Annotated in this window: 19 protein-coding genes; 6 read left to right on the top strand and 13 right to left on the bottom strand. The window is 66.9% G+C overall.

Features of this window, described 5'->3' with window-relative positions:
* Positions 1-103: 103 nt before the first annotated feature.
* A complete protein-coding gene (locus tag CLU87_RS13365; RefSeq protein WP_056747050.1) occupies positions 104-598 on the top strand; it encodes a DUF2242 domain-containing protein in 495 nt (164 codons plus the stop codon).
* A 36-nt stretch (positions 599-634) separates the two neighbouring features.
* Here CLU87_RS13365 and CLU87_RS13360 read toward each other — a convergent pair whose 3' ends face one another.
* Both CLU87_RS13360 and CLU87_RS13355 read right to left on the bottom strand, forming a co-directional pair.
* The gene (locus CLU87_RS13360) at positions 635-1,189 is read right to left on the bottom strand and encodes a dihydrofolate reductase family protein (RefSeq protein ID WP_099730746.1); all 555 of its coding nucleotides are present in this window, start codon (positions 1,187-1,189) and stop codon (positions 635-637) included.
* Positions 1,190-1,286: 97 nt separating this feature from the next.
* Positions 1,287-2,177 (bottom strand): LysR family transcriptional regulator, encoded by an 891-nt coding sequence (locus CLU87_RS13355; protein WP_099730745.1) that lies wholly within the window; start codon positions 2,175-2,177, stop codon positions 1,287-1,289.
* 141 nt (positions 2,178-2,318) lie between these two features.
* Here CLU87_RS13355 and gstA point away from each other — a divergent pair, with 141 nt between their 5' ends.
* Both gstA and CLU87_RS13345 read left to right on the top strand, forming a co-directional pair.
* Entirely contained in the window at positions 2,319-2,927 is a 609-nt protein-coding gene (gstA, locus tag CLU87_RS13350; protein ID WP_099730744.1) for a glutathione transferase GstA, read from the top strand.
* Positions 2,927-3,637 (top strand): glutathione S-transferase family protein, encoded by a 711-nt coding sequence (locus CLU87_RS13345; protein ID WP_099730743.1) that lies wholly within the window; start codon positions 2,927-2,929, stop codon positions 3,635-3,637. The genes gstA and CLU87_RS13345 overlap by 1 nt, the downstream gene beginning before the upstream one ends.
* A gap of 19 nt (positions 3,638-3,656) precedes the next feature.
* Here the strand turns inward: CLU87_RS13345 and CLU87_RS13340 are convergent, their stop codons facing one another.
* Together CLU87_RS13340 and CLU87_RS13335 are read right to left on the bottom strand one after the other, a co-directional pair.
* A complete protein-coding gene (locus CLU87_RS13340; protein WP_099730742.1) occupies positions 3,657-4,193 on the bottom strand; it encodes a pseudouridine synthase in 537 nt (178 codons plus the stop codon).
* An 88-nt stretch (positions 4,194-4,281) separates the two neighbouring features.
* On the bottom strand, positions 4,282-5,223 hold the full coding sequence (locus CLU87_RS13335; protein WP_099732173.1) for a M23 family metallopeptidase: 942 nt from the start codon (positions 5,221-5,223) through the stop codon (positions 4,282-4,284).
* A gap of 174 nt (positions 5,224-5,397) precedes the next feature.
* On the opposite strand from CLU87_RS13335, the gene CLU87_RS13330 reads away from it, so the two are divergent.
* A complete protein-coding gene (locus CLU87_RS13330; protein ID WP_099730741.1) occupies positions 5,398-6,660 on the top strand; it encodes a phosphatidylserine/phosphatidylglycerophosphate/cardiolipin synthase family protein in 1,263 nt (420 codons plus the stop codon).
* 152 nt (positions 6,661-6,812) lie between these two features.
* Here the strand turns inward: CLU87_RS13330 and CLU87_RS13325 are convergent, their stop codons facing one another.
* Entirely contained in the window at positions 6,813-7,061 is a 249-nt protein-coding gene (locus tag CLU87_RS13325; RefSeq protein ID WP_056064732.1) for a hypothetical protein, read from the bottom strand.
* Between the two features lie 353 nt (positions 7,062-7,414).
* Between CLU87_RS13325 and CLU87_RS13320 the strand changes: the two genes are divergently transcribed.
* Positions 7,415-8,200 carry a transporter substrate-binding domain-containing protein gene (locus tag CLU87_RS13320; RefSeq protein ID WP_199170829.1) on the top strand — a complete coding sequence of 262 codons (786 nt, stop codon included), beginning with the start codon at positions 7,415-7,417 and terminating at the stop codon, positions 8,198-8,200.
* A gap of 42 nt (positions 8,201-8,242) precedes the next feature.
* Here CLU87_RS13320 and CLU87_RS13315 read toward each other — a convergent pair whose 3' ends face one another.
* The 5 genes from CLU87_RS13315 to CLU87_RS13295 form a co-directional block, all read right to left on the bottom strand.
* Entirely contained in the window at positions 8,243-8,725 is a 483-nt protein-coding gene (locus CLU87_RS13315) for an SRPBCC family protein (protein WP_099730740.1), read from the bottom strand.
* 167 nt (positions 8,726-8,892) lie between these two features.
* Positions 8,893-9,210: a DUF2322 family protein gene (locus tag CLU87_RS13310; RefSeq protein WP_099730739.1), complete on the bottom strand. Its 318-nt coding sequence runs from the start codon at positions 9,208-9,210 to the stop codon at positions 8,893-8,895.
* 152 nt (positions 9,211-9,362) lie between these two features.
* Complete coding sequence (locus tag CLU87_RS13305) at positions 9,363-9,692, bottom strand: hypothetical protein (protein WP_015014990.1); 330 nt, start codon at positions 9,690-9,692, stop codon at positions 9,363-9,365.
* A gap of 37 nt (positions 9,693-9,729) precedes the next feature.
* Positions 9,730-10,731, bottom strand: coding sequence for an FHA domain-containing protein (locus tag CLU87_RS13300; RefSeq protein WP_099730738.1), 1,002 nt, complete (start codon positions 10,729-10,731; stop codon positions 9,730-9,732).
* On the bottom strand, positions 10,728-12,155 hold the full coding sequence (locus tag CLU87_RS13295; RefSeq protein ID WP_099730737.1) for a S1C family serine protease: 1,428 nt from the start codon (positions 12,153-12,155) through the stop codon (positions 10,728-10,730). Before CLU87_RS13295 ends, CLU87_RS13300 begins: the two co-directional genes overlap by 4 nt.
* A gap of 224 nt (positions 12,156-12,379) precedes the next feature.
* On the opposite strand from CLU87_RS13295, the gene CLU87_RS13290 reads away from it, so the two are divergent.
* A complete protein-coding gene (locus CLU87_RS13290) occupies positions 12,380-13,321 on the top strand; it encodes a M14 family metallocarboxypeptidase (protein ID WP_099730736.1) in 942 nt (313 codons plus the stop codon).
* A gap of 57 nt (positions 13,322-13,378) precedes the next feature.
* Here the strand turns inward: CLU87_RS13290 and CLU87_RS13285 are convergent, their stop codons facing one another.
* From CLU87_RS13285 to CLU87_RS13275, 3 genes are read right to left on the bottom strand one after another with little or no spacing between them, the layout of a single operon-like run.
* Positions 13,379-13,669: a hypothetical protein gene (locus CLU87_RS13285; RefSeq protein ID WP_099730735.1), complete on the bottom strand. Its 291-nt coding sequence runs from the start codon at positions 13,667-13,669 to the stop codon at positions 13,379-13,381.
* Positions 13,666-14,010: a DUF86 domain-containing protein gene (locus CLU87_RS13280; protein ID WP_099730734.1), complete on the bottom strand. Its 345-nt coding sequence runs from the start codon at positions 14,008-14,010 to the stop codon at positions 13,666-13,668. Before CLU87_RS13280 ends, CLU87_RS13285 begins: the two co-directional genes overlap by 4 nt.
* Entirely contained in the window at positions 14,000-14,308 is a 309-nt protein-coding gene (locus CLU87_RS13275) for a nucleotidyltransferase family protein (protein ID WP_099730733.1), read from the bottom strand. The genes CLU87_RS13280 and CLU87_RS13275 overlap by 11 nt, the downstream gene beginning before the upstream one ends.
* Positions 14,309-14,377: the final 69 nt, after the last annotated feature.

The following is a 14,377-nucleotide window of genomic DNA, read 5'->3' as shown; positions in this document are numbered from 1 at the left end:
AGTCCCGGTTTTGCGTTTCCCCTGGTCCACAGAATCCCATGCCCCCCAACCAGCGCTCCTGCGCGCCGCTGCAGTGGCCCTAGCCTGTGGCGCGACTTTGGTCATGGCAGGCTGTGCCGGCACAGGGGCCAAGACGTTTGGCGTGCAGGAGAACTTTGGCTCGGTCGCCACGTACTCGCGCCTGTTCGATGCCACGCCGGCCCAGACGTGTGAAGCCTCGCGCCGCGCGCTGCTCAGCCAGGGCTACGTCATCTCGTCCAGCGCGGCCGACCTGGTGGAAGGCAAGAAGAGCTTCCAGCCCGAGCCCGAGTCCCACCTGCAGATGGTGGTGCGCGTGGTGTGTGTGCCCGAGGCCAACGACGGCAAGGTCAGTCTGGGCTTTGTGACGGCCACCCAGGACACCTACGCATTGCGCAAGACCAACAACTCGGCCAGCGTGGGTGTGGGCGCCATCGGCTCGGTGTCGCTGCCGTTCTCATCCAGCAGCGAGTCCCTGGTCAAGGTGGGCAGCGAGACCATTGCCAAGGACACCTTCTACGACAGCTTTTTTGACCTGGTCAAACGCTACCTGGTCATTGACCAGGCGTTGGCGGACTGAGCAGCCCTGGCGGGACAGTCGCCCGCACTCAGGCACTCAGCGGTCGGAACGTGGCGGTACCCGGTAGCGCAGCTCGGCAAACACGCCGCCCAGCGTGGTCACGGATTGCAGTTGCAGCGGCGGCTGCACCACACGGCGCGGAAACAACGGTGTGCCCAAGCCCAGCGTGACCGGCGCCACCTGCACGATCAGCTCGTCCAGCAGGCCCGCATCGTCAAACTGCCCCACCAGGTCGCCCCCGCCCACCACCCACACATTGCGCCCTGCTGCGGCCTGCACCATGGCCTGGTGCACGGGGCGCACATCGCCACGCACAAAGCGCACATCGGCGTCCGCAATGCTGCGCAGCGTGCGTGTGCTGAACACCCAGGTGGGCGGTGTGTACGGCCAGGGCTGTCCCGCATCGATGGCATGTTTCAGCATCCATTCGTAGGTGTGTGATCCCATGGCCAGCGCGCCCACGTTGCGGATGAAGTCGGGGTAGCTGGAGCCTTCGATCTCGCCAAATTGCATCAGCCAGCCCAGGTCATGGTCGGGCGTGGCGATGAAGCCGTCGAGGCTGGATGCGCCGTAGAACTGTGTAATGGTCATGCCCGCGCACTGTAGGGACCGGCTGCTGACAACGTGCTGGCAGCAGGCGCGGGTGGGGTCTGCCCCGTGCATTCATCGGCCAGAGGCCCCAGGTGACTCAGGGCAGCTGCACCGTCTCCGCCAGATGCCCGTACACCGCTGCAATGCGCCGCAGGTGCCGCGACTCCGGGTGGGTCAGCAGCCACAGCTCGGTCTCGCCGTCGGCCAACGCGCCCGTGAGCGGGCGCAGGTCGCTGCGGCCCTGGGCCAGAAAGAGGGGCAGCACCCCCACGCCCATGCCCAGGGCCACCAGTTCCATCACGGTGAGCAGGCTGTTGACGCGGTAGGTGGGCTGCGCCCTGGGGTATTGCTTCTTGCGCCAGCGCACCGAGGGGTGGTCGGGCAGGGCGTCGTCGGGCGCAATCCAGGCGGCGCGGCCCGCCTCCACATCCGACAGGGCCAGGGTGCTGGCGGTGCCTGCGTACAGGGCCGAGCGGATCATGCCCAGCTGCCGCCCCACCAGGTGCTGTGGCGGGCGCTTGGTCGCGCGCACGGCGATGTCGGTGTCGCGCCGCGTCAGGCTCACCAGCTCGTTGCCGGCGTGCAGCTCGTACACCAGGGCCGGGTGCAGGGGCTGCAGCATCTGCAGGGCCGGGGCGATGAGGCCGTGCAGGATGGTGTCGGTGGTGGAGATGCGCACCGTGCCCGACACCTGTTCGGGCTGCGCCTGTGCGGCAGAGCGCGCGGCCTCCAGGGCGGCTTCCACACGCTCGGCCTGTTCGGCCAATGCCTGGGCCAGTTCCGAGGGGCGGTAGCCGGCGCGCGACCGGTCGAACAGCGACTGGCCCAGCCCCCGTTCGATGCGCTGGATGGCACGGAACACAGTGGACGCATCCACACCCAGCCGCTCACCGGCGGCCGCCAGGGTGCCGGTGCGCACCATGGCCAGCAGCACTTCCAGCTCGGCCGCGCCCAGTTGGTATTGCGCTGATGCAACGGTTGATTTCATGGGTGCTTATTTTGTTTGCGTTATTGCAAGAATAGATTCTGCCTGTCGCCGGGCCTTGCCGTGTACCGATGGGTGTCTGTGGCTGCTAGTGGGTAGCAACGGCGACACATTCCAACCGTTTTTACAGAAAGCCCCGTTCCCATGAAGCTCTACTACGCCCCCGGTGCCTGCTCGCTCGCCGTCCACATTGCCCTGCGCGAGGTCGGCGTTGCGTTCGATCTGGTCAAGGTGAACCTGGTGCGCCACACCACCGAGACCGGCGCCAACTACCTCGACATCTCCCCGCGCGGCTATGTGCCCCTGCTGGAGCTGGCCGACCAGTCGCGCCACACCGAAGCAGCGGCGCTGCTGCAGTACGTGGCCGACCTGGACCCGGCGCGCGCACTCATCGGCCAGCCCGGCTCCAGCGAGCGGCTGGCCGTGCTGGAGTGGCTCACCTTCGTCAGCACCGAACTGCACAAGGGCTTCAGCCCCTGGCTGTGGCACAAGGAGACGGCCGACTCCACGCGCCAGGCCGTCAAGGCCAAGCTGGCCGTGCGTTTTGCCGAGATGGATACCGTCCTGTCGCGCAGCGATTTTCTGGCGGGCGGCTACAGCGTGGCCGATGCGTATGGCTTCACCATCGTCAACTGGTCCCACCTGCTGGGCATCCCGCTCACTGCCTACCCGCACCTGCAGGCCTGGATGGCACGCGTGGCGGCCCGCCCGCAGGTGCAGGCCGCGCTGCGGGCTGAGGGGTTGCTGTCGTGATGGCCCAGACCACAGCGCCCGCCGCGCTCACTCTGGTCTCGCACGCGCTGTGCCCCTATGTGCAGCGCGTGGCCATCGTGCTGCACGAAAAGGGCCTGGCGTTCGAGCGCCGCACCATCGACCTGGCCCGCAAGCCCGACTGGTTCCTGGCAATCTCGCCGCTGGGCAAGACCCCGGTCCTGCAGGTGCGCGGTCAGAGCCTGTTCGAGTCGGCCGTGATCTGCGAATACCTGGACGAGGTGGCCATGCCCGTGCTGCACCCGCCAGATCCGCTGCAGCGCGCACGCCACCGGGCTTGGATGGAGTTTGGCTCTGCGGTGCTGAACACCATCGGCGCCTTCTACGCCGCAGCGGATGAGGCCACGCTGCAGGCCCGCGCGCAGGACCAGCGCAGCCGCTTCGTGCAGATCGAAGAGGCCCTGGGCCAGCGCAGCGTGCCGGGGCCGTACTTTGCCGGGCCGGACTTTGGCATGGTGGATGCGGTGTTTGGCCCGGTGTTCCGGTACTTCGACGTCATCGACACCTTGCCGGGCGTGGATGGCCTGGGGCTCTGGCACGGCTTGCCGCTGGTGCAGCAGTGGCGGGCTGCGCTGGCGGCACGCCCTTCGGTGCAGCAGGCCGTGGGTGCGGACTATGCCGAGGGCTTGCGGGCCTTTTTGCGCGCGCGTGGGTCAGCCCTGTCGCGGCGCATGCAGGCGGTGGCCGCGTAGACCCCGCACGCCTGCCAGCTCAATCCGCCCAGGTGCCCGGCGCCAGCCCGTCCAGCGTGTACGGCCCGATGGCCGCGCGGATCAGCCGCAGCGTGGGGTGGCCCACGGCGGCCGTCATGCGGCGCACCTGGCGGTTGCGGCCTTCGCGGATGATGAGTTCGATCCAGGTGGTGGGGATGGCCTTGCGCTCGCGGATGGGCGGGGTGCGGTCCCACACCGCAGGGGCGGGCTCCAGCAGCCGCGCGCGGGCGGGCAGGGTGGGGCCGTCGTTCAGCACCACGCCACTGCGCAGCGCGGCCAGCGCGGCCTCATTGGGGATGCCCTCCACCTGCACCCAGTAGGTCTTCTCCATCTTGAAGCGCGGGTCGGCAATGCGGGCCTGTTGCTTGCCGTCGTTGGTCAGCAGCAGCAGCCCTTCGCTGTCGGCGTCCAGCCGCCCGGCCACGTACACGCCGGGCAGGTCGATGTAGTCCTTCAGGCCCTGCCACTTGCCCTCGGGCGTGAACTGGCTCAGCACGCCGTAGGGCTTGTTGAAACGGATCAGGCGCGAGGTCATGGGGCTGGTTTCAAGCAAAAAGGGCCGGATGCGCTAGTGAAATATGCGCTGGGTGCTATCAAATACATAGTAATGAAGCCCTGCGCCATCAGGCCGGCACGAACAGCGCCGGGTCCACCATGGTGCGGTTCAGCATCACGCCCCAGTGCAGGTGCGGGCCGGTCACGCGGCCGGTGGCGCCCACCTTGCAGAACGCGTCGCCCGCCTGCAGCACATCGCCCACGCGCACCTCCATGCTGCTCAGGTGGCAGTACATGGTGAGCAGGCCCTGACCGTGGTCCAGCCACACCGTGCCGCCGTTGAAGAAGTAGTCGCCCACGTCAATCACCCGGCCCGGCAGCGGCGCCACGATGGGCGTACCGGTGGCGGCGGCAATGTCCATGCCGCTGTGCGGATTGCGCGGCTGGCCGTTGAACACGCGGCGCAGCCCGAACGAGCTGGACCGCCGCCCCGGCACGGGCACGCGCATGCGCAGCGATGCCAGCGCCACGCCGGCGGGCTGCTCGGTGAAGGTGGCCATCACCTGGGCCTGGTGGTCGCGCTCGCGCTCGTAGCGGGCCTGGTCCTCGGGCGAGAGGTCCACCGTGCGGGGCGACACCTTCAGGTGCTGCTCCTTGTATTGCTTGGGGGCCACGCTGTAGTGCACCAGGCGCGGGCTGCCGCCGCCCTCGGGCAGCACGCTGATGAAGGCATCACCCGGCGCCGCCGCCAGTGGAATGCCCACGATGGCCGTCCACTCGATGGCATCGCCCACCACCCGCAGCGGCACATCCACCTCGCCCTGGCGCACCTGCGCCACCGGCCGCGTGGCCGCCGGGCCCAGCGACAGCCGTGCCACGCCCCCGGGCACCTGTAGCGCCTGGGGCCACACCGTGGGCGCGGGTGGCACAGGCTTGGCATGCAAAGGGGCCACCAGGGCAGGCTGCGCCAGCAGGCCCGCCGTGCCGATCAAGGCGCTGCGGCGGGTGATGGAGAGGGCGGGGCGGGCGGAAGCAGGGCGGGCAGATTCAGACACGGCAGAGGAAGGCATGAACAAAAACAAAGTGGCTGCGCGGGGGGCTGGTACGGGTGCAAAGCGCCCCGCTGTCGCGGCCGACAAGGGCGATTGTGCCCCCGGTGTTGGCGGCGTCCGCCTACATCGCGCCTGCATGTCGGCACCTACCATCGCGCCATGCCACCCGCCGCCCCTCGCCGCCGTTCCACCATGCTCACTGTCTTGCTCACGGCCCTGGCCACGGGGGCCCTTGTTTTGTTGGCACTCAACTTCACGGCGGGCGAGAAAAAGGTGCAGCAACAGCTGCCGCGCCTGTACAGCGCCGCCCACCCGCAGTTCGAACGTGCCCTGGGCAGCCTGCTGGGCCCGGGCATCGTGGGCGGCAATGCGGTGACCGAGCTGCTCAACGGCGACCAGATCTTTCCGCCCATGCTGGCCGCGATCAAATCCGCGCAGAAAAGCGTCACCTTCGAAACCTACATCTACTGGTCGGGCGACATCGGCAAGCAGTTTGCCGACGCCCTGAGCGAGCGCGCCCGCGCCGGTGTGCCCGTGCATGTGCTGCTCGACTGGGTGGGCAGCGCCAAGATGGAAGAGAGCTATCTGGCCGAGATGAAGGCGGCCGGGGTGTTGATTGAAAAGTTCCACAAACCCCACTGGTACAACCTGGCCCGGCTGAACAACCGCACCCACCGCAAGCTGCTGGTGGTGGACGGGCAGGTGGGCTTTACCGGCGGCGTGGGCATTGCCCCGGCATGGACGGGCCACGCGCAGGACCCCGACCACTGGCGCGACTCGCACTACCTGGTGCGTGGCCCCGTGGTGGCGCAGATGCAGGCCACGTTTCTGGACAACTGGCTCAAGGTCACCGGCAAGGTGCTGCATGGCGAGGCGTACTTTCCGGCCATCGCACCAGCGGGTGCGCAAAAGGCGCAGATGTTCTCCAGCTCGCCATCGAGTGGCAGCGAGAGCATGCAGCTCATGTACCACCTGGCCATCACGGCGGCCGAGCGCAGCATCGACCTGTCGGTGGCGTACTTTGTGCCCGACGACCTGACACGCAAGCTGCTGATGGATGCGCTGGCACGCGGCGTGCGCGTGCGCCTGATCACCCCCGGCGAGCACACCGACACCGAGACCGTGAAGGCCGCATCCCGTGCCACCTGGGGCGAGCTGCTGCAGGCCGGGGCCGAGATCTACGAATACGGGCCCACCATGTACCACTGCAAGGTCATGATCGTGGACCAGTTGCTGGTGTCGGTGGGCTCCACCAATTTTGACAACCGCTCGTTCCGCCTGAACGACGAGGCCAACCTGAACGTGTACGACGCTGCCTTTGCACAGCGCCAGACTCAGGTGTTTGAAGACGACATCCGGCGGTCACGCCGCGTGACCTACGAGGCCTGGCGGGACCGCCCGCTGCGCGAGAAAGTACACGAGACCTTGACCGGCTGGATGCGGTCGCAGCTGTGACGATGTTTGAATGAAATCAGCCGCTGGTGCCAATTAGCAATGCGCCAGGTGCTATCAAATGTGTAGTTGCTGGTAGTGGATGCGCGGCGGCGGTTGCGGTACGCCGCCGGGGCAGTTTTTGCCCTGGCGGGCATCTCCGCCGTGCTTATGGATCAGTGCGTCACGAACTCGTAGGTCACGGCTTCGCTGTCCACCATGTCGAGGATGTCGTCCAGCACGTCTTCGTCTTCGGTGCTGGCCCACAGGTCTTCGGGATCTGTGGCAAACAGGGGTTCGATGGCGATGTCCATGAACTTGCCATCGGGCAGCTTGATGACCGGCGTGCCCTCGGAGGTATCGACCAGCTCCCAGTTGTCAGGCACGGTCATTTCGAGCTGGATGGTGACGTTGAGTTTTTTCATGGCGAATCCTTGTTGCAGAACTGGTCAGGGTAACCCAGTTTGGTGCCAGATGGATGTCTGGCGCCGAACGGATATGCCTAATGCGCTATAAAAATTAGAGCATCCGAAGGATTCTCCATTGCAGGCGCTCATGCCTGCGCCGGGCGAACTGCGTGCTCTCGCGTCTGGCATAGGCTTTGCGTCATGCAGGGCGCAACGTGTCGCGATGCGGACCGTGGGCCGCCGATGTGCCCTTGTACTGCGCGCCGTTTGCTGTAACGTGTCTGGCCCAAGCACCTGTGCGTCCGCATTCGCTGCGGGCCACGGAAATGCCTGTTCTTGTCACATCTTCTGACCTACTGGAGAACCTGCCCATGATCATCAAGAAAACCCTGGCCCTGGCCGCAGCCGCAGCCGTGGTCGCCAGCCTCGCCTTCAGCCCGGCCGCGCAGGCAGGCCCCCGGCTCGACAAGATCATGGAGGCCAAGGTCATCCGCGTGGGCACGCCCGGCGACTACCGCCCGTTTGCCATCAAGACCGACGCGGGCTACAGCGGCCACGACATCGATGTGATCGAAACCATGGCCAAGGAGCTGGGCGTGAAGATCGAATACGTGCCCACCACCTGGCCCAACCTGGTGAAGGACCTGCAGGGCGACAAGTTTGACGTGGCCGTGGGCGGCATCACCCGCAACGTCAACCGCATGCGCATTTTTGACATGCTGCCCGGCTACGCCCCGTTCGGCAAAGTGGCCCTGGTACGCGCGGCCGACAAGGCCAAATACACCAGCGTGGATGCCATGAACCAGCCCACCGTGCGCGTCATCAAGAACCCCGGCGGCACCAACGAAACCTATGTGCTGGCCAACCTCAAGGCCGCCCAGGTCAGCACGCACGACAAGAACGCCGAGATCCCCGCGCTGATCGCCGAAGGCAAGGGCGACGTGATGATCACCGAAACGTATGAAGCCCTGCACTACGCCAAGGCCGACCCGCGCCTGCACGCCGCATTTGTGGACGCGCCGCTCACGCCCAAGAACTACCTGGGCTTCATGCTGCCCACTGACGACGCTGACTACGTGCGCGTGATGGGCTTTGTGTGGGGCCTGGTGGACAGCCGGGGCACCATCAAGCAGGCCGCAGACAAGTGGCTGAAGTGACGGCTTTGAAGTGACTTGGGTCTGGCGCAGTGGACCTGTGGGCTACTCGCCCGGAATCTCCGGCTCCACCAGCAGCGCCAGCAACTGCAGCGACTCCTGCCAGCCCAGGTAGCACATCTCGGTCGGGATCACCGCCGGGATGCCTGCCTGCACGATGGACACCTCGGTGCCCGTCATCACTTTTTTGAGCTGGACGGTGGTGCGCATCTCACCCGGCAGGTTCTGGTCGTCAAACCGGTCGGTGTGCACGATGCGCTCGCCCGGCACCAGCTCCACATACTCGCCGCCAAACGCGTGCGTGCCGCCGCTGCTCAGGTTGGTGAACTGCATGCGGTAGCTGCCGCCCACGCGCGCATCCAGGCTCAGCACCCGGCCCGTGAAGCCGTGGGGTGGCAGCCATTTGCACATGGCGTCTGCATCCAGAAACGCGCGGTAGATGCGCTCGGCCGGGGCGCGCAGCACACGGTGCAGGGTGACGGTGCCGGTGGCGGCGGTCGGGGCTGCGGAGGGGTTGGGGTTCGTCATGCAGGGTCTCCTTGCGGGAATCGGGGTGGATGGATGACAGCGTGCGCTCCAACACCATGATGGTCAATGGCCTGGGGCTTTTACGCGTTCACACCTCTACGACGAACGGGCCGGTGCGTTTTCGACAACCGGCCCTTTGCATCACCACATTTTTTTGTGGCGCCGGCTCAGGCGGCGATGGTGCGCACCGCAAAGCGCTCACTGCCCTGCGCCCAGGCCAGCAGCCGGTCGATGTTGGGGTGCTTGTCCGGAAAGGCGCGCGCATCCGCCACATGCTCCGCATACCACTCCAGCCCCAGGCTGGCGGCTGCAGGCGTGATCTGCCCGCCATACAGCGCCGCCAGTGCGGCATACACCACCAGCGACCCGGTCTGGCCGGGCTTGTTCTCGATGGTGGCCAGCACCTGGCCGTCTGCGCCCAGCAGTTGCAGGGCGGCGAGGTGGCTGGCGGAAGGGAGTTGCTTCAGGCGATCTGCGAAGTTCATGGCAGTCAAATTCAAGTGAAATGAGCCGCAAGCGCTAGAAGATCATGCGCGAGCAGCTATAAAAAAGTGAGTGGTTGAATCAGCGGGGCGGAATCTTAAAGGATGCGCGTGGGGCCCAGACTTGGAATAGGCGCCTCCCCTTGAGCAGGCGCTCACGCCTGCCACACCCCAAACCCGGCCGAGCGCAGGTCGATGCCAATCTCGATCTCCCGGTCCACGGCCTCCTCGTAGGTCATGGGGTTGAAGCCCTCGTACAAGTCCGGCAGCAGCCGCAGGCCGTACTGCGTGACGAACCGGTTGGCCTGGATGCCCGCCTTGTGCTTGTCAAACCGCACATCCGGGTCCAGCCCCGTCATGCCCACGTACACGCAGGGCTTGCCGTCGATGTAGCCGGGGTTGCACTTGCGAAAGCGCGGCTCCAGCAGCACGTCTTTGGAGAGCTCGACCACGTAGACGTGGTGGTGGGGCTTGCGGCGGCGCATGGGGCAATGGCAGGGTAGAAGCAGGCCGTCTGGTCGCCTACTCGTCGTCCTCGTCCGCCAGCCCGTCATCCCGCAGGCGCCGGTCCAGCTTGCCGCGCAGCGCATCGGCGTCCTGCAGGAACTGGTCCACCGGCACCGCAGGGGCCACGCGCAGGGCGGGAGGGAACAGGCTGCTCATGTACAGCTCGTTGCCAAGCCGCATGCGGTTGAGCCACTGCGCGCCCAGCCAAGACGGCACACCCAGCAGCACCACAGCCGCCATGGCCCAGGCCAGGCCCACGCGGCGGCGGGGCAGAACGGTGGCCAGGTGGGCGTACAGCGCGCCGGCCAGCACCAGCACCATCAGCACCGGGGCAAACCGCGACAGCGACTCCAGCGAGAACGTGAACGCCGTCGCGTAGCTCAGCAGCTGCACCGCGTCGGCCACCAGCACTGCGGCGCATGCGATGCGCACGTGGCGCCAGAACCGCAGCTGGCTGCCAAACAGCTTGTTGGCCACGGACCACAGACCCGCCCAGGCCCCCACCACGGCCAGCGTGGTCAGCAGCAACAGGGGCAGCGACTTCAGGTATTGCGCGGCGTCGCGGGCCTCCAGCCACGACTCTCCCAGCCCGGCCAGCAGCACCAGCACCGCCAGCGCGGCCGTGGTGCCCACGGTGCGCCACGGAAACTGCGGCAGCGCCTGCTCCTCGGCAATGGGCGCATCGGCCAGGCGCAGATGGATGTGGGTGTGGCCCAGGTCGATGGGCATGCCATCGGGCCAGTCAAAGCGTTCGCCCTGGGCATGCTGCTTGCGCTGCAGGCGTGCGCCGTTGCGTGTCTCCAGCACCTCGACCTGCACGGTGCGGGGCTCGTCCACCGCGCGGTCAATGCGCAGGTGCCGGGGCGCCACAAACGGGTCGTCCAGCACCAGGTCGCAGTCCAGCGCGCGGCCCACCGTCACGGGCCAGCGGGTGATGGGCGCACGCGCCAGCAGCGCGCCGTGGCGGTCAAACGCCTCGATCAGCCCCAGGGTGGTGGTGGTTGGCATCGCGCTCATGGTGCGGCCTCCCAGCGAAAGGCCTTGAGGTAGTGGCTGGCGAGCTTCATGCCGTTGTCAAACGCAATGCCCTGCACATCCAGGCGGCCCAGCACGCCCCGTGTGGGCTGGTTGACCGAGGTGGCCAGCACCGTCATGTTGTACAGGCCGGTCAGCTTGCGGTAGGCCGACAGGCACACCACCGCACGCAGCGGCACGGTGCCGGGGTCCACAAACCGCTCGGTGCACTCGGCCGCCGTCTGGTGGCGGTTGCCGCGCGTGGGCAGGCGCTCATTCGCAAAACTTTGCGAGTACATGCGGGCAAACCGGGCGGCGCCCAGCGTGGGCGCGTTGTAGGCCTCGTAGGACAGGCGCACCGCGCCAGTGCTGAAGTCGCCCGCCACCACATCGCTGTCGGCCTGGCACTGCGTGCGCTCCAGGTTCAGGCCCGGAAAGGCCGGGTCACGCCCCGATCCCCAGCACCGCGCCAGCGCATCGTCGGGCACGGGCAGGCGGTAGTTGCCATGGCGCTGCTCGCGAAACGGCGCTTTCAAGAACCGGTCCGTCAGCAGTTGCTGGTGTTCCATCAACTGCCGCGTCATCTCGGCATGCGCGGCCTGCGTGATGGGCTGGGCATTGGCTGCGCGCTGCACCAGCGCCTGCGCAAACTCGGCGGGTATCAAGAAGCTCACCTGCTCGCCATCCAGCCGCTTGGCGACGTTGACGCCCAACACCCGGCCTGCGTCGTCCACGGCGGGGCCGCCGCTCATGCCGGGGTTGAGCGCGCCGCCAAAAAAAATGCGCGGGTAAAAGCTGCGTTTGACCAGCCCGTTGTAGGTGCCCTCGGTCACGGCAAAGCCGATGTCCAGCGGGTTGCCCAGCGAGTAAATGCGTTCGCCCTGCGCCAGCGCGTCGGTGTCTGGCCGAAAGCCCAGCACAGGCGCAGCGGCTGTGCGCCCTTTGGCGCGCAGCACGGCCAGGTCGCGCTGCACGTCAAACGCCAACAGCTCCACCTCGCCCTCCTGCCCCTCCATCGTCACGTACACGCCCCGGTAGCGCTCGGGCTCCAGCGCGAGCTGGCTGGCCACGTGAAAGTTGGTGACGATCAGCCCATCGGCCGACACAAAAAAGCCCGAGCCAATCGACGCCTGCGTGTTGGCATTGCGCAGCAGCGTGCGGATCTGCACCAGCTTGTCGCGCGACAGCTCGTAAATGCGCCGCGCATCGCGCGACAGCAGGGCTGCATCGGCCGCTGTGGGCGCGGCGGTTGTAGCGCCCCCCGGTGTGGGTGCTGTGCCATCCCCAGGGGCACCGCCCGCCGGGCGCATGGCCGGGGTGCTGGCAGCTGCGGGTTGGGGGGCGGGCTGTGCGTGCGCCAGCGCACACAGCAGCAAAAGCAGCGACGAGGTCGCCAGCCGCAAGGGCCGAATCGAAGGGAAGGGCATCGCGGTATTCTATGAACGCCCTGCGACAAGCCTTAGAGCGGCTAACAAAACTCTTCTGGCGTCGTTGCTGTGTCTTGTCGTACTGCTCGTACTGCCTGCGACACAGCGCCTAGCCAGAACCGCTTCGCTGAGTTTTGTTAGCCGCTCTTATTGGCGTTGTCCATTCCGTTGGCCCCGCTTGCCGCCGGGCCTGCCATTCACCTGCCACTCCATCCCACGCACCCATGCAACCCACCCACACCTATCCCATCGGCACGCCCGGCCAAGCCTGGGGCGCGGCAGAACGCGACCAGTGGCGCGCACGGCAGGTGCGCCAGCGCAGCTACGCCGACGACGTGCTCACGGCCATCGAGGCAATGCGGGGCCGGTTTGACGTGGAGATGTATGGCGACGTGATTTATGCCGACGCCCAGCACCCGGCAGAGCGCTTTCCCCTGCGGGCCCTGCGCAGCCGCGATTGGCAGCCCGGCCTGCCCACCGTGCTGGTGACCGGCGGGGTCCATGGCTACGAGACCAGCGGCGTGCACGGAGCACTGCGGTTTGTGGACACGCACGCCGAGCGCTTTGCAGGCCGCGCCAACCTGCTGGTGGTGCCGTGCGTGAGCCCCTGGGCGTACGAGCGGTTTCAGCGCTGGAACTTCGACGCCGTCGACCCCAACCGCTCATTTCGCGACGGATCGCCCGCGCAAGAGTCCGCCGCCCTCATGCGCCTGGTGGCGCCGCTGCACGGCCAGTTTGCCGCCCACATCGACCTGCACGAAACCACCGACACCGACGAATCCGAATACCGCCCCGCTGTGGCCGCACGCGACGGCAAGGTGTTCGAGCCCGGCAGCATCCCCGACGGCTTTTACCTGGTGGACGACACCGACAACCCGCAGCCCGCCTTCCAGCAAGCCATCATCGACGCCGTCAGCCGCGTCACGCACATTGCGCCTGCGGACGACAAGAACGAAATCATCGGCACGCCCGTGGTGGCGCCGGGCGTCATCCACTACCCGATGAAGCAGTGGGGCCTGTGCGCGGGCATCAGCGGCGCCCGCTACACCACCACAACGGAGGTCTACCCCGACAGCGCCCGCGCCACGCCCGAGCAGTGCATTGAGGCGCAGGTGGCGGCGGCGTGTGCGGCGGTGGAGTTTGTGCTGGCCGACGCCCAACTCTGAGGGTTGCAGCGCTGTGCGGCGCGGCTTCGTATATTTTTGGTGCTTTCTTAGCGCTCGTTACCCAGCGCTTCCCAACGCGCCCAGCAGCCGGGCACTCACCTCGGCCTCATCGAGCGCCGCGAACGCCATGTTGTGCTGCTCCGTCAGCGGCCCATGGCCCGGCTCCATGCGGCCTGCGGCGTCGTAGCCCATGGCCTTGAACTTCCACACCCCGCCGACCAGCTTGAGCGAACCCACATGCGCGCCATCGGCAGTGTGGACTGACACCACGCCAGCGTTGACGGGCACCAGCTGCAACGGCCCTGCCAGCGGGCCGGGCGGTATGTGGGCGAAGGTGGGGTGTTTCAATCCTGCTCTTCCAGAAGAGTCTGTACCGCGCGCAGCAAGGCGGGCAGGGCTGATTGGGTGATGTTCCACACAGTACCCACGTTCACCGTCGCATAGCCGTGGATGAGTTGGTTGCGAAACGCCACGATCTGCGCCACGTCGGGAATGCGGGCGGCCATGGCCGTATCCAGCTTGGACAGTTGGTTGAGTGCTTCGCCAATGATTTCAAATTTGCGCTCTACCGCCGCCTGGGCCATGGCGTTGGCGCCATAGGCTGCTGCATCCATGCCCTGGGTAAAAGCCTCAATGGCGGCAGCCGCCTCGCGCACATCCCACAAAAAGGCGCGCGGGTCACGCTGCATACACAGCCTCGCGGTGGCGGTTGATGTTGGCTAGCACGTACGGGTTGCGCACAGCGCCGGGTTCCACCAGGTCCACGCCCCGGCCCAGCAGTGCTTCCAGATCGGCCTTGGCGCCAAAAATGGAGTGGAGCCCGGGCTCAATGCCCGGAGCAAACTCCACAAGAAAATCGGCGTCGCTGTGGGCGGGGTCAAAGTCACTGGCCCGTGCCGCCGAGCCAAACACCTCCAGCCGCCGAATGCCGTAGCGCCGGCAGATAGCGGCAATGCCGGTGCGGTATTGGGCGATGGCGGGATGCATAGACGCAGTTTAATCGAGCACCTCATTGACCGCCATATTGGCCTGTAGCGCTTGTTTGATAAGCGGGAA

The sequence above is a fragment of the Acidovorax sp. 59 genome, from assembly GCF_002754175.1.
GTDB classification, from domain to species: Bacteria; Pseudomonadota; Gammaproteobacteria; order Burkholderiales; family Burkholderiaceae_C; genus Acidovorax; species Acidovorax delafieldii.
This window is presented reverse-complemented; position numbering and strand designations above follow the sequence as displayed.

Excerpts from the sequence above, each read along its gene's own strand:
- gstA (WP_099730744.1), top strand. The coding sequence starts at position 2,319 with ATGAAGCTCTACTACGCCCCCGGTGCCTGCTCGCTCGCCGTCCACATT.
- CLU87_RS13290 (WP_099730736.1), top strand. The coding sequence starts at position 12,380 with ATGCAACCCACCCACACCTATCCCATCGGCACGCCCGGCCAAGCCTGG.
- CLU87_RS13345 (WP_099730743.1), top strand. The coding sequence starts at position 2,927 with ATGGCCCAGACCACAGCGCCCGCCGCGCTCACTCTGGTCTCGCACGCG.
- CLU87_RS13365 (WP_056747050.1), top strand. The coding sequence starts at position 104 with ATGGCAGGCTGTGCCGGCACAGGGGCCAAGACGTTTGGCGTGCAGGAG.
- CLU87_RS13360 (WP_099730746.1), bottom strand. The coding sequence starts at position 1,189 with ATGACCATTACACAGTTCTACGGCGCATCCAGCCTCGACGGCTTCATC.
- CLU87_RS13320 (WP_199170829.1), top strand. The coding sequence starts at position 7,415 with ATGATCATCAAGAAAACCCTGGCCCTGGCCGCAGCCGCAGCCGTGGTC.
- CLU87_RS13330 (WP_099730741.1), top strand. The coding sequence starts at position 5,398 with ATGCTCACTGTCTTGCTCACGGCCCTGGCCACGGGGGCCCTTGTTTTG.
- CLU87_RS13305 (WP_015014990.1), bottom strand. The coding sequence starts at position 9,692 with ATGCGCCGCCGCAAGCCCCACCACCACGTCTACGTGGTCGAGCTCTCC.
- CLU87_RS13280 (WP_099730734.1), bottom strand. The coding sequence starts at position 14,010 with ATGCAGCGTGACCCGCGCGCCTTTTTGTGGGATGTGCGCGAGGCGGCT.
- CLU87_RS13340 (WP_099730742.1), bottom strand. The coding sequence starts at position 4,193 with ATGACCTCGCGCCTGATCCGTTTCAACAAGCCCTACGGCGTGCTGAGC.
- CLU87_RS13335 (WP_099732173.1), bottom strand. The coding sequence starts at position 5,223 with ATGCCTTCCTCTGCCGTGTCTGAATCTGCCCGCCCTGCTTCCGCCCGC.
- CLU87_RS13310 (WP_099730739.1), bottom strand. The coding sequence starts at position 9,210 with ATGAACTTCGCAGATCGCCTGAAGCAACTCCCTTCCGCCAGCCACCTC.
- CLU87_RS13315 (WP_099730740.1), bottom strand. The coding sequence starts at position 8,725 with ATGACGAACCCCAACCCCTCCGCAGCCCCGACCGCCGCCACCGGCACC.
- CLU87_RS13300 (WP_099730738.1), bottom strand. The coding sequence starts at position 10,731 with ATGAGCGCGATGCCAACCACCACCACCCTGGGGCTGATCGAGGCGTTT.
- CLU87_RS13295 (WP_099730737.1), bottom strand. The coding sequence starts at position 12,155 with ATGCCCTTCCCTTCGATTCGGCCCTTGCGGCTGGCGACCTCGTCGCTG.
- CLU87_RS13275 (WP_099730733.1), bottom strand. The coding sequence starts at position 14,308 with ATGCATCCCGCCATCGCCCAATACCGCACCGGCATTGCCGCTATCTGC.
- CLU87_RS13325 (WP_056064732.1), bottom strand. The coding sequence starts at position 7,061 with ATGAAAAAACTCAACGTCACCATCCAGCTCGAAATGACCGTGCCTGAC.
- CLU87_RS13355 (WP_099730745.1), bottom strand. The coding sequence starts at position 2,177 with ATGAAATCAACCGTTGCATCAGCGCAATACCAACTGGGCGCGGCCGAG.